General features: G+C 60.3%; 14 protein-coding genes. 10 read left to right on the plus strand and 4 right to left on the minus strand.

All coding sequences use genetic code 11. From position 1 onward, the window contains the following. Nucleotides 1-77 precede the first annotated feature (77 nt). Nucleotides 78-902 carry a class E sortase gene (locus tag AB4Z15_RS16550; protein WP_442018168.1) on the minus strand — a complete coding sequence of 275 codons (825 nt, stop codon included), beginning with the start codon at nucleotides 900-902 and terminating at the stop codon, nucleotides 78-80. Nucleotides 903-1,060: 158 nt separating this feature from the next. Between AB4Z15_RS16550 and AB4Z15_RS16555 the strand changes: the two genes are divergently transcribed. The 7 genes from AB4Z15_RS16555 (at nucleotide 1,061) to AB4Z15_RS16585 (ending at nucleotide 5,890) form a co-directional block, all read left to right on the plus strand. Continuing rightward, the gene (locus tag AB4Z15_RS16555) at nucleotides 1,061-1,315 is read left to right on the plus strand and encodes a cell division protein CrgA (RefSeq protein WP_442018152.1); all 255 of its coding nucleotides are present in this window, start codon (nucleotides 1,061-1,063) and stop codon (nucleotides 1,313-1,315) included. Nucleotides 1,316-1,360: 45 nt separating this feature from the next. After that, entirely contained in the window at nucleotides 1,361-1,870 is a 510-nt protein-coding gene (locus AB4Z15_RS16560) for a methylated-DNA--[protein]-cysteine S-methyltransferase (RefSeq protein WP_442018153.1), read from the plus strand. Continuing rightward, nucleotides 1,870-2,448, plus strand: coding sequence for an RNA polymerase sigma factor (locus AB4Z15_RS16565; protein ID WP_442018154.1), 579 nt, complete (start codon nucleotides 1,870-1,872; stop codon nucleotides 2,446-2,448). The genes AB4Z15_RS16560 and AB4Z15_RS16565 overlap by 1 nt, the downstream gene beginning before the upstream one ends. After that, nucleotides 2,445-3,074, plus strand: coding sequence for a methylated-DNA--[protein]-cysteine S-methyltransferase (locus AB4Z15_RS16570; protein ID WP_442018155.1), 630 nt, complete (start codon nucleotides 2,445-2,447; stop codon nucleotides 3,072-3,074). Before AB4Z15_RS16565 ends, AB4Z15_RS16570 begins: the two co-directional genes overlap by 4 nt. Further along, a complete protein-coding gene (locus AB4Z15_RS16575) occupies nucleotides 3,071-3,787 on the plus strand; it encodes an alpha-ketoglutarate-dependent dioxygenase AlkB family protein (protein ID WP_442018156.1) in 717 nt (238 codons plus the stop codon). Before AB4Z15_RS16570 ends, AB4Z15_RS16575 begins: the two co-directional genes overlap by 4 nt. A gap of 102 nt (nucleotides 3,788-3,889) precedes the next feature. Continuing rightward, nucleotides 3,890-4,507, plus strand: coding sequence for a DNA-3-methyladenine glycosylase I (locus AB4Z15_RS16580; RefSeq protein ID WP_442005241.1), 618 nt, complete (start codon nucleotides 3,890-3,892; stop codon nucleotides 4,505-4,507). Between the two features lie 744 nt (nucleotides 4,508-5,251). Beyond that, nucleotides 5,252-5,890: a GyrI-like domain-containing protein gene (locus tag AB4Z15_RS16585; RefSeq protein WP_442018157.1), complete on the plus strand. Its 639-nt coding sequence runs from the start codon at nucleotides 5,252-5,254 to the stop codon at nucleotides 5,888-5,890. On the opposite strand, the gene AB4Z15_RS16590 is transcribed toward AB4Z15_RS16585, so the two are convergent. Both AB4Z15_RS16590 and AB4Z15_RS16595 read right to left on the minus strand, forming a co-directional pair. After that, nucleotides 5,877-6,731, minus strand: coding sequence for a rhomboid family intramembrane serine protease (locus tag AB4Z15_RS16590; RefSeq protein WP_442018158.1), 855 nt, complete (start codon nucleotides 6,729-6,731; stop codon nucleotides 5,877-5,879). The two genes, AB4Z15_RS16585 and AB4Z15_RS16590, sit on opposite strands and share 14 nt — an antisense overlap. A gap of 21 nt (nucleotides 6,732-6,752) precedes the next feature. Next, nucleotides 6,753-7,295: a peptidylprolyl isomerase gene (locus AB4Z15_RS16595; protein ID WP_431117362.1), complete on the minus strand. Its 543-nt coding sequence runs from the start codon at nucleotides 7,293-7,295 to the stop codon at nucleotides 6,753-6,755. 153 nt (nucleotides 7,296-7,448) lie between these two features. Here AB4Z15_RS16595 and AB4Z15_RS16600 point away from each other — a divergent pair, with 153 nt between their 5' ends. Together AB4Z15_RS16600 and AB4Z15_RS16605 are read left to right on the plus strand one after the other, a co-directional pair. After that, nucleotides 7,449-8,423 (plus strand): hypothetical protein, encoded by a 975-nt coding sequence (locus AB4Z15_RS16600; RefSeq protein WP_442018159.1) that lies wholly within the window; start codon nucleotides 7,449-7,451, stop codon nucleotides 8,421-8,423. Between the two features lie 145 nt (nucleotides 8,424-8,568). Continuing rightward, nucleotides 8,569-9,444 carry a glycosyltransferase gene (locus AB4Z15_RS16605; RefSeq protein WP_442018160.1) on the plus strand — a complete coding sequence of 292 codons (876 nt, stop codon included), beginning with the start codon at nucleotides 8,569-8,571 and terminating at the stop codon, nucleotides 9,442-9,444. A gap of 95 nt (nucleotides 9,445-9,539) precedes the next feature. Here AB4Z15_RS16605 and AB4Z15_RS16610 read toward each other — a convergent pair whose 3' ends face one another. Further along, on the minus strand, nucleotides 9,540-10,448 hold the full coding sequence (locus AB4Z15_RS16610) for a DMT family transporter (protein ID WP_442018161.1): 909 nt from the start codon (nucleotides 10,446-10,448) through the stop codon (nucleotides 9,540-9,542). 119 nt (nucleotides 10,449-10,567) lie between these two features. Between AB4Z15_RS16610 and AB4Z15_RS16615 the strand changes: the two genes are divergently transcribed. Then, nucleotides 10,568-12,568, plus strand: coding sequence for a beta-N-acetylhexosaminidase family protein (locus AB4Z15_RS16615; protein ID WP_442018162.1), 2,001 nt, complete (start codon nucleotides 10,568-10,570; stop codon nucleotides 12,566-12,568). Nucleotides 12,569-12,602: the final 34 nt, after the last annotated feature.

Consider the following 12,602-nt stretch of genomic DNA (forward strand, 5'->3'; position numbering starts at 1 on the left):
GCCACAAGCGCCACCGATGTCAGTATCCGCACCCACAAGGGGCCGGGCAAATTCCGAAAGATCCAGGCGTACATCCGTTACCCCTTTCCTTGGGCTTGGGCTACTTGGGTGGCGATTTCCGACGGCGGTCCCGCTGAGGCCGGTTGCCAACCCTCAAGGACTGAATAGGCGATGATGCGTTCCTGGGATCCGAAGCGCGGGTTGCAACTGGTCATGGTCAGGATGCTCTCACGGGGCGTGACTCCGGGTTGGGTGGGGACCGGCATCAGGACGTCGGTTTGGCTGGGCAACACAATCTGGTTGTTGCGGAAGACATAGGTGTAATAGCCATCTGGCGTCTGGACGTAGATTTTGTCCCCGGGGACCAGGGTGTGGATGTTATCCAGGACAGCGCCGTGCGTTTGCCGGTGTCCTGCGACGGCAAAATTGCCCAGGGCTCCGGGCATGCTGGTGTTTCCGTAGTGCCCCAGGCCCAGTGTGTCCAGGACATCCTGGTCTGTTCCCTCGATAATTGGCCGCGTGTAGTCCGGACCAAATCGCGGGATGTACATGATCCCGATCGTTTTCCCGTGGGCAGGTGCTGTCCCAACGACGGGCGGACCGTAATCCGTAGCCTGGCTGGCAGCCGGTGTCACCGGTCCCGCAAATTCCTGTGCAAAACTCTTTACGGCTTCGGTCTGCTTGGCGTCGGCCTCCACGTTGGTCCACCACAGCTCCCAGCCCACAAAAAGCAGGAGGACAATGCCTGCGGTGATGAGCAACTCGCCCAGCACCTGGCTGATTTTCCGGATAACGTCCGAAGCTGTGCGCCGGGCCTTGGGAGGCTTTCCCTGCGTCCCTTGGGCGGACGGCACGGCGGCAGCCGCCGTCGTCTGCTGGTCCGCCACAGGGTCTCCTCGTATAGGGCGTGGGCGGCGCCGGCCTACCCCGGTTGCGGCTAGACTTGACAGCTAGTAACAACCCGGAGCACCGCGTGGCCGTTGACCGCTGGAATTTTTCCTTCCTGCAGGATACCAAGGCCGGCAGCATCGGGTTTCAATCGAACAGCCAAGGAGGATCCGTGCCCGAGTCCAAGCCCCGCAAGCGGCCTGCCCGTCAGGCCCAGCAGACTTCCGCCGCGCAGCAGAACAAGCCGAATCCCGTTTGGTACAAGCCGGTCATGTTTGGCCTCATGATCATTGGACTGATCTGGATCATCACGTTCTATATCACTGAGGGCCGGTTCCCGGTTCAGGACTGGGCTTCGTGGAACATCGTGGCTGGGTTCGGCATCGCAATCGTCGGATTCCTCATGACCACGCGCTGGCGCGCCTAGGAATCCCACACCTCACATTTCGGTGCCCGCGAACGTCTACAGGATATGAACACCAGGCACACCACCATGGATTCCCCGCTGGGGCAGCTGACGCTGACTGCCCGTGGGGAGTTTTTGACGGGCATCTTTTACGAAGGCCATTGGCACATGCCTCCGCCGGACTACTTTGGCGTCCCGGCAGGGATCGAGGAACCACTCTTCGAGCAGACCCGGGGCGAACTCGGGGAGTATCTCGAAGGAAAGCGCACCGACTTCGACGTTCCCTTTGAAGCCCGGGGCAATGCCTTCCAAGAGAAGGTCTGGGAGCGGCTCCAACACATTCCTTTTGGGGAAACCATCAGCTACGGTGAACTGGCTCTCGAGATGGGCGATCCCCACCTGGCCCAGGCTGTCGGGTCCGCAGTGGGTCGAAACCCCATCAGCATCATCATCCCGTGCCACCGCGTGGTGGGGCGCAACGGGCAACTCACTGGCTACGCGGGTGGCCTGCGCAACAAGCGCTTCCTCCTCGAGCTCGAAGAGCCTGCCGCCGTGAAACAGAGCAAGCTCTTCTGATGCAGCGCCGGCAGCAGGCCCACACCAAGAGGCCGTTCGAAGCAGTCGTCCAGGAACATGGCGGCACTGTGCTCCGGGTATGCCGTGCAGTGGTGGGTCTTCACGATGCCGACGACGCCTGGTCCGAAACCTTTCTTGCGGCTTTGCAGGCTTATGGCGCCCTCCCTGCAGATGCCAACCTTGAGGCCTGGCTCGTCACTATTGCGCATCGGAAATGCATCGACCTCATCCGTTCCAGCAATCGGCGCGCTTTGCCTGTCGATGAGCCACCCGAGCGGCCTTCGAAAATTGGCATTCCGGGTGACAGCCAAGCGGAGCTACTCAACGCCGTCGGGCAGTTGCCACCTAAACAACGCCAGGCAGTGGCCTACCACTATTTGGCCGGCCTCCCATATAGGGACATTGCGTCATTTCTCGGCGGGACACCAGATGCCGCACGACGTGCGGGGTCCGACGGTGTGAAAGCCCTCCGTTCCATGCTCCGAGACGAGCCCGAATCCGTACGAGCCCTCCTGGTTCATTCCACGGCCGTGACTACATCATCCGTCCCAGCATCGGCGAAAGGAGAAATCCGATGACTCTTGAATCCCTTTCGGACCGCGCCGCGGTTGCCACACTACTTCAACCCCTCGACGCCGGAATCGAGCCTGCCCTGGCCAGCCTCCATGCGAGGCTTGTCCGCTCTGCACAGGAAAGCCATTCCCTGGACATCGCCTACACAGTGGTGGACTCTCCTGTGGGCAAGCTGCTTTTGGCGGCTACGGAGCATGGCGTGGTGCGGGTAGCGTTCGAGCTTGAGAACCACGAGGCCGTATTGCAGTCGTTGGCCAACACGGTGAGTCCCCGCATTCTGCATGCGCCATCTCGGCTTGAGGCCGCTGCCCGCCAATTGGACGAGTATTTCAGCGGCACCCGTAAAGATTTCAATCTTCCCTTGGATTTCCAGCTCGCACGCGGGTTCCGCCTCAACGTCCTCCACCACCTGCCGCAGATCGCCTACGGAAGGACCGAAAGTTACGCACAGGTGGCCCAGGCCGCCGGCAGCCCCAAAGCTGTGCGCGCCGTTGGAACCGCCTGCGCCACCAACCCGCTGCCGGTCATCGTTCCTTGCCACCGCGTGGTGAAGTCCGACGGCACTTTCGGCGGTTACCTCGGCGGAACGGCAGCGAAGCGAAGGCTCCTCACGCTTGAGGCTGCAGCATGAGCGGGGACGCCCTGTTTCCGTTGACGGTTATCCAACCTGACACCCACGACGCCGCGCCTCGGGTTATAGCTCCAGGTGCCGTGCACGTGCCCGGCTGGCTGAGCCTGGAGCAGCAGAGGTGGATCGTGCAAAGCTTTGGCGAATGGACGAAAGGCCCGGTGCCGCTGCGTGCGGCCACGCTGCCGGGAGGGCATCAGATGTCTGTCCGGACCGTTTGCCTTGGCTGGCATTGGCAGCCCTACCGCTACACGCGGGAAGCTACGGATGTAAACGGCCAGCCCGTACTCCAGTTCCCGGAGTGGATGGTTCGCTTGGGCAGGAAGGCCGTATCGGATGCTTACTCGTCGGGGCCGGAAGGCAACGAGGCCCTCGGCGAACTCGCTGGCAATTACACACCCGATGCCGCACTGGTGAACTTCTACGATCGCGGTGCCGCCATGGGGATGCATCAGGACAAGGATGAACGTTCCGATGCTCCGGTAGTGTCCCTCAGCATCGGGGAGACGTGCCTCTTCCGCTTCGGCAACACCCAGACGCGGACCAAGCCATATACGGACGTCAAACTCCAATCCGGGGACCTTTTCGTTTTCGGCGGAGCATCAAGGTTTGCGTATCACGGCATCCCAAAGGTCCTCCCCGGAACCTGTCCGGAAGGATGTGGGCTCTCCCATGGACGAATCAATATCACCATGCGTGTCACCGGGTTGTCCTAGCGACTGGATCCCAGCGGCAAAAATGTCACAGGTAACGGGCAGAATGTCCCTAAAGGCAAGAGCAAGGGTTGGCGTCCGCGGGACGGCCGCAGAGGAGCATTCATGACCACGGAGGAAACCGGCATCATCATCGGACAGGACGGCTTGGCGCGGCCGTTGTGGGCTGCCTCGGATCCCCTGATGCAGGCTTACTACGATCACGAGTGGGGCATGCCGGTCCGGGACGAGCAAGGAATGTATGAGCGCATCAGCTTGGAAGCCTTCCAAGCCGGCTTGTCATGGGCAACCATTCTTCGGAAACGGGATGCCTTCCGGAAGGCTTTCCTGGATTTCCACCCTGAAAGCGTCGCTGCTTTCACAGACGCGGATGTCGAGCGGCTCATGCTGGACGCAGGCATCGTCAGGAACCGCCTGAAGATCCAGGCCGCCATCACCAACGCCAAGGCCACCATCGCCCTGAGGACAGAGGGCGGGCTGGTGGACTTCGTGTGGTCTTTCAAGCCGGAAACCACCCCTGCGCCCCGATCCTACGCAGAAATCCCCACCACCTCGCCCGAATCGCTTGCTCTGTCCAAGGCGCTCCGCAAGAAGGGCTTCGCGTTCGTTGGCCCCACCACCATGTATGCGCTCATGGAAGCTGTAGGGATCATCGATACCCACTTGGTTGACAGCCACAGGCGGGGTACGTCCGGCGTTTGGCTGGAAGAAGGCCAAAAGTAGGGCTTCGCCCTCCCACGGACGCCCACAGTTCTTTTCCACAGAAGTGCGTAACTTTTTCCACAGGCGTGGATAAGTTCTGTGGACATCCACGTACTTTCCCCAGAAACCCCTGTCGCATTACCGATCCTGGACCCATGATCGACGGGCAGGAGTTATGCCCACTGTGCATGCCGCTGTGGATAGTGGCCGCATCTTCATTGAAAGTTCACCGGTGGAGCATTGCTGGATTTACTCACCAGCGTTTTAGCTGGCCACCGAAGCGCAAAATCATCTCGAAGCAAGCCTTCCTCCCTCAGTAATCACCTTCACGGCCTGGGGAGTTACCCACTTAACAACAACCCCCTACCCACAAGTTATCCACAGGTGGGGAAAACTTGTGGGTTTCCGGTGCTGGATCCGCGCGCTAGCGGTCTAAAAGGAGCCGTGACGGTCGGGAACTACACGCGTGTAAGTTATTAACATTGTTGATAAGCCTGTTGATAGAGGCCCCTGCAGGCCATCATTAACAACTTTATCCACAGGTCGCTTGGAAATGGTCCGGTTGTCCACAAATCAGTGAGGTATGGGCACAAAGTTATCCACAGATGTGGATGAACCCATGCCTTTCGGGGGATATCTACCGCCCTGACCGGGTTTACAGCACTCTAACGACCTAACTACACGTATGTAAGTTACGCACACTGTGGACAACGGCTGTGGATAACGTCATCAACGCCGACACTAGGGGAGTGGGATTACTTGCCAATGAAAGTGGACTTCAAAAAGCACATCGAAACCTACAAGGCTGCGCATGGCAGGTTTTCCGTGGTGACGGTTCCAGCCCTGCAGTTCCTCATGGTCGACGGTCATGGGGATCCGAACACCTCCCAGGACTACACAGATGCGCTGGCAGCGCTCTACCCGGTTGCTTACAAGATGAAGTTCTTCAGCAAACAGGAGTTGGGTCGCGACTACACTGTGATGCCGCTGGAAGGCCTCTGGTGGGCGGACGACATGGATACCTTCACAAGCGCCAGGGATAAATCACGCTGGGATTGGACCCTGCTGAATATGGTCCCGGATTGGCTCACCCAGGATCACTTCGAGGACGCGCGTCAGATCGTAGGCAAAAAGGGCCAAGGCACGGCAATTGACGGTCTTCGATTGGAAACATTCAATGAAGGGCTCAGCGTCCAAACCCTCCACATCGGCCCCTACGATGACGAGGGTCCGGTGCTCGCGGAAATGCACAACCGCTTCATTCCTGGGGAGTCGTTGATGATGTCGGGGAAGCATCACGAGATCTACCTAAGCGACCCTCGCCATACCGCGCCGGAGAAACTCAGGACGATACTGCGGCAACCGGTCACGGTTGCAGGAAGCGCCGGAGCTAGCCCGCAGTGATGCGGAACCACGCGACCACAGCCAAAAGGCCTGCCACGAGGATGAGGCCGCCTGTTTGGAGCAGGGCCTGGCTCTTGCCCCGCGGGGCATAGGCGATTGCGGCGGCAGCGAGGCCGCCGGTGATCAGGCCACCTAAATGGGCTTGCCAGGCGATGCTGGGAACAAAGAAACCGATGGCCCCATTGATCGCAATCAGGATCCAAAGTTGTTTGGTTTCACCGCCGCGATGCCGCTGCACCACGAGCATGGCACCGAACAGGCCAAAGATGGCGCCGGAAGCTCCTACAACGCCAACCTCGGGGTAGGTGGGGGTCAACAACAGATAGCCCACAGACCCGCCAACGGCGGAGAGCAGGTACACGGCGAGGAACCGGATCCGCCCGAGCAAAGGCTCAAGGGCTTGTCCGAAAATCCACAGCGTGTACATGTTCAGGACAATGTGGAGCAGGAATCCTTGCGAATGAAGGAAGGCCGCCGTAAGCATCCGCCACGGCTCACTGGCAGCCACAGAATTTGCGAATGCAAAATTCTGGAATACCGCGTCGCCAGGAACAATCCATTGAAGGATGTAAACCAGCACGCACAACCCGATGATCGTAAACGTCACCAAAGGCCGGCCGGTTGCCAAGGCACCGCCATAGGGAGAACGGTATGTCGGCGTCGTACGTTTTTGTTCGTTGACGCAATCAACACATTGGAACCCGACGGCGGCCGCCCGCTGGCACTCGGGGCACGCGGGGCGCCCGCAGCGCTGGCACCGCACGTAGGAGGGCCTGTCCGGGTGCCTCGGGCACACCGGAATTGTGGCGGACGGCTCTGCCGACGGGATTCCGTAGCTCATGGGCTCTGATTCAGCCTGTTGTTAGAGCTGCTCGATATCGATGCTGTTGATGACGACGTCCTCAACCGGGCGGTCACCCATGCCGGTGCGGACGCCCTCAATGGCGTCAACAACCTTGCGGGATTCCTCGTCAGCTACTTCACCAAAGATGCTGTGCTTGCCGAACAGCCAATCGGTGTTGACCGTGGTGATGAAGAACTGTGACCCGTTGGTGCCCTTGCCCATCTGGATACCGGCGTTGGCCATGGCCAGCTTGTAGGGAGCGTTGAAGGTCAGCTCGGGGTGGATTTCGTCGTCGAACTTGTAGCCCGGTCCGCCAACACCGCGGCCCAGGGGATCGCCGGCCTGGATCATGAAGTCCTTGATGATGCGGTGGAAGATGGTGCCGTTGTAAAGGGGCGTGCCGGTCTTGTCTTCGCCGGTTTCGGGGTGCGTCCAGGACTTTTCGCCCGTGGCCAGGCCAATGAAGTTGGCGACCGTCTTGGGGGCGTGGTTGCCGAAGAGGTCAACCTTGATGTCGCCGAGGCTCGTGTGGATCGTTGCTTTTGCGGTTGCGATGGTCATGGCCCCATTCTTTCATGCAGGGTCAACGCCGGCATGGCTGTAAAGCCGGTTCCGCGCTGGGTGAAATCCGAGAAGAATCCTGCAGATGAATAGCCGGTGTTCCTCAAGGCACGTAGGCTAGCTTCAAACGAGCATGTGTATCGGGAGGTAATTGTGAAGAAATCAGACCGTATTGCCCGCGACCTTGAACACTCCGTTGCGGCTGGTGTGGATAACGCCCGCGACTGGGCGGCGCCCCGCGTGGAAGCAGCCGTCAGTTGGGCTGTTCCCCGTATTCAGCACGGCATTGATACCGCTTCCCCCAAGATCCAAGAGGGACTGAAGTCGGCGGCGCACAACCTCGCCGACGGCGTGGCAACAGTTACGCCGCGGCTTCAGGATGGGCTGGCGCATCTCGCGCCAAAAATCCATGACGCCGTGGAAGACGCCACGCCCAGGATCCAGGAGACCCTCAACAAGGCAACTCCGGCCCTTGGACTCGCCCGGGACAAGGTAGTTGAGGAGTACCTGCCCAAGCTGTCCGAGCAGTTGGGCCAGGCTTCCGTAGCTGTTCATCACGTCCTTGAGAACGCACCCGCCCAAGTGGATGCCGTTGCGCAGAAACTGGTGGACTCAGGTGTGGTTCACAGCGTGCAGGAGCAGGCACAGGCCACCAGCAAGCAGATCAAGGCAGTGGCGGACCAAACCAGCAAGGCTGTTTCCCAGCAATTGGCTGTCCAGCAGAAGCCGAAGAAGCGCGGATGGCTGGTTGTTACAGTCATTGCAGCCGCGGTTGCTGCCGGTGTCGCTGCTTGGAAGGCGTCCAAGCCTGTGGAGGATCCTTGGAAGACGCCGGCTCCGGTCAATCCAACCCCTGCCCCTGCGCCGTCCCCGGCTCCCGCAGACACTGCAGCATCAGCTACGGCAGCTACAACGGCTGCAACTCCACCAGCCGAATCCAAAGCGTCTGACATTACGCCCGAGGAAGCCGCTGCCGAGGTGGAGCAGGCAACCAAGGATGCGTTCGAGAAGGGCAAGGATTCCACGGCCAACGTCGCTACGGATGCCAAGACCGCTGTCAGGAACATTGCGGCAAGCGGCCAAAAGGACAACGGCACTGCGTCCCCCTCCAAGGACTCGCAGCTCTAGAGATCTCATCGGCCTGCGTTCATCGAGGCCGTCATTGAAACATCATTTGAAGGGATCCCGGCCAGCCCGGGATCCCTTCAGTGTTTTCCAGCTTGTAACCCAACCGTCCGCTGGGGATGCGCTGCCGGGTGTTAGATTTGAGGTGATGTCAGCCGATAGACCCGTTGCGGGTGCCCTCAAGGAAGTCCCCGAGCCTCCGGGGGTTTCAATCGTCATCCCGGCGTATAACGAGGAAAGCGTCATTCGCCAGTGCCTCATCGCGGCCATCTACCAATCTGTTCCTGCTGAAGAAATCATCGTGGTGGACAATCTCTCCACTGACCGCACCGCCAGGATCGTGCGCCAGATGCAGCAGGAATACCCGGAAAGCCCCATCATCCTTTTACGGCAGGACGGCACGCAGGGGCTGATTCCCACCCGCAACTTTGGCCTCAACAGCGCCAAAGGGGAGATCGTTGGGCGCATCGACGCCGATTCTGTCCTCGAACCTGACTGGGTTGAGCAGGTCCAGAAGGCCTTCATGGACCAGTCCGTGCAGGCGGCTACCGGACCTGTTGTCTACTACGACATGCCCATGCGCCGCTTTGGGCTCAAAGCTGATGACAAAATGCGCCAGCTGATGCTGCGATTGGCCAAGCACCAGTACCATTTCCTCTTCGGTTCCAACATGGCCCTCCGCCGTACCGCATGGGAGACCATCCGCGACGAAACGTGCCTCGATGAGAAGGATGAGATGCACGAGGACATCGACCTCTCACTGCACCTCGCCGAGCACGACCTCCACGTCCGGTACTGCCCGCAGATGGTGTCCGGCATGTCGGCCCGCCGCCTTGAGGACTCTCCGCGGGACTACCGCTATTACGTCACCCGCTTCGACCGGACGTATAAGGCGCACAACGTTAAAAAGATGGCCCTGAAAGCGCCCATGGTGGTCTTCTTCTCGGTCTACTTCCCGGCCAAACTGCTGCGGGCCATTCACGCGGCCAACGCGGCGCAGGGCATTCGACGCAGCAGCCTCTAGGCCCCGCCATAGAGCTTCAGGCCAGGCAGCTGCACGCTACGCAGCCGCACGCCAGGTAGCCGCACGCCAGGCAACAGAAGCCCGACGGCGGAAGCTCAGTCAGTTCCCAGCTCGGCCTCGCGTCGGTCTGCTTCGCCTTTGCCACGCCGTTGCCCCGCGACCACCACCGCGAGTCCAATAAGAATGAGCGCAAGGCCGGCGTATGTCCCCGCGGGCAGTGTCTCGTTCAGGAAGATCGCCGCCAGGATCGCTGCACCGGGAATTTCCAGCAGGATGATCATGGAAACCAGCAAGGGGCTCATTGTGGCCAGCAAATGGTTGAAGGCGGTGTGCCCGACCAACTGTGCACACACGGTGATGGCGAGAATCCCAAGCCAACCTCCGGCGTCGAACCCTGCCAACGGTTGGCCACTGAGCAAAGCCAACACGGCAACAATCGCGGCACACATTCCATAGCAGAGCGTGGTGTACGTGCCTGTTCCCATGGATTGGCGGGCCTTGCCGCCAGCCAAGGTGTACAAGCCGGCCAGGGCTCCACCAGCCAGCGCCAGGACGTCGCCCAGCAGGGCCTGCGGCGAGGAGCCCATGTCGAATCCTGTAATGGCAACGACTCCGCCAAAGGCTATACCCAAGCCCACCAGAACCGGCCACCGGTGGCGCACGCCCCTGAACAACTGGAAGACCGCGATCCATGCTGACTGGAGGCAGACCAAGGCAGTGGCTGCAGCCACGGAGGTCAGCTGCAGCGCCGTGATGAAGCAAGCGAAGTGAAAGGCCAGGGCGACGGCGGCAACCGTGGACCAGGCAAATTCGCGCCGGTTGATGTTCCCAAACTGTTTGGGCTCACGGATGGCGACCGGTGCGGCCATCACGACTGCGCCAATGGCGTTCCGCCAGAAGGCGATCGCCAACGCCGTCACTGACGTGGCACCCAAAGTGCCTGCGATCAGTGGTCCTGAGGAAGCCACGCCCAGGACTCCCAGCGCAGAAATGAGAAGGTTCACGGATCAACCTTAGTTTGGTGAGGCACCCGTCCTGCCCTCTATGTGCGGCGCGGACAGTGTGGTTGTCTTGATTCAACATTCCAGACAGCCGGTGACGGCTTTCCCAAGGGGACACCTGATTGAACACAACACCCGTCCGTGGTGGAGCTAGACGGAGACGATCAGTACTGCTGCTGATCGCAGTTGCGGCCCTGGCTGTCGCACTCGTCGTCACGGGCTGGCTTGTGGTTTCCCGGGAACGGCCCAGTGGCCACGGGACGGGCAAGACCGAAGTCGCAAACGTCTTCCCGGTTCCTCAACATTTCCAGTCCGGAACGGGGGATCCCATCCCTCTGAACGGCCACGTTTACATCGTGGCTTCCCCTGGCACGGACCAAGCATCCATTGGCGCCCTCCAAGACCTGGTGACAGTAGCCGGGGGTACTGCAGAAACTGTGCCGGCCCTGAACAGCCCCGCGGCCGGCAGTTCGGCCGTCTTCCTTGGCGCCGCAACAGATCCGGTAGTAAGCCCGGCACTCAAAGAGCTGGGGAAGGAAAGCGGTGCGGATAACCAGGACGCAGTCAACCGGGCCGAAGGCTACGCCATAGCTACCGGAAGAACTTCGGGGATTCCCGCGGCGGTACTCGCCGGAGCGGATGCCGACGGCGTTTTCCATGCGGTGCAGACCGCGCGCCAATTGCTCAAGGATGGCGCAATGGCGTCTGCCCGCATCAGTGATTGGCCGCTGATGGAAACCCGTGGCGTCATCGAAGGGTTTTACGGCACGCCGTGGTCCCATCAGGCACGTTTGGATGTCATCAAATTCGCAGGCCGCCAAAAAATGAACACCTTCATCTATTCCCCAAAAGATGATCCATTCTTGCGGGAGAAGTGGCGGGCACTGTACTCGGACGAGGACCTCAAGGAACTAAAGGAACTGGTGGATACCGCCACCGCCAACCACGTCCGCTTTACTTACGCACTGTCCCCGGGCATCGATAGTTGCTACTCCGCCGAGGCTGATCTCAACTTTGCAGTGACCAAGCTTGAATCGTTGTATTCGATCGGTGTCCGTGCGTTCGTGATTCCGCTTGACGACATTGCCACCAAGGTCCAGTGCGCACAAGACCTCAAGGACTTCGGTGCCGGTCAAGCCAATCTGGCCAAGGCGCAGGCTTCATTCCTGAATGACGTCAATGACCGGTTCATTTCGACAAAGCCGGACATCGAGCCCCTGCAAACGGTTCCCACCTTTTACAACGGTTCCGGGAGCAATCCTTACAAGAGGGAACTTGGCAGGTCATTGAACCCTGGAATCGTGGTCCAGTGGACCGGTGAAGACGTAGTCTCCCACAGGGTCAGCGCCGACTCAGCCAAGACTGCCCGGCTCTCCTACGGGAGCCCAGGTTCCCCACGGGACCTCGTCATTTGGGATAACTACCCCGTGAACGACTTTTCGCAGGACCACCTCTTCATGGCACCTGTGATCGGTCGCGACCCAGAGCTGTACAAATCAGTCCGCGGAATCGTGACCAATCCAATGATTGAGCCCTATCTGTCTTTTCCCGCCATTTTTAACTACGCCGATCTCTCATGGAATGGCCCAGCGTACGATCCTGGCAAGTCCATGGACGCAGCCCTGAAACAGGTTTCCGGCCCGGATCCGGAGGTCCGCTCGGCCGTAAAGGCTTTCGTGGACCTGAACCAAGATTGGCAGGACGACGAGCTCACCCCGTCCGCTCCGGAGCTCCGGCGGGATATAGACCAGTTCTGGTCGAATTACGACGCCGGAAGGTCGCCTTCAGGCGACTTGAAGGCCCGAGCTGAGCTGCTGCAGAGGTTGCCGGAACTGTTACCCAAGATGGCAGTGCCGGGGTTCGCAGCGGACGCCACGCATTGGGCAACCGCGGCGGCCAAATACGGGGAAGGAGTAGAAGAGGCCCTGATCATGCTCGAAGCCGTTAAGCGCGGGGATTCCTCGGCTGTGGCCGAAGCACGTCGCAATGTCCAGGCCGCGTTGGTGGCCGCCGATGCCAAGACAATGCCGACACTGGAGCTCGGGGTGGTGACTCCTGTGCTCGGGGATAGCGAACTGAAGGCATTCCTGGAACGGGCTCTGAAGACAGTCCCGCCCAACTAGGTCGCAGCTGAGCGCGTTTTGAGCCGTCAAAACG

The organism is Paenarthrobacter sp. 2TAF44 (assembly GCF_052114885.1).
GTDB lineage: Bacteria > Actinomycetota > Actinomycetes > Actinomycetales > Micrococcaceae > Arthrobacter.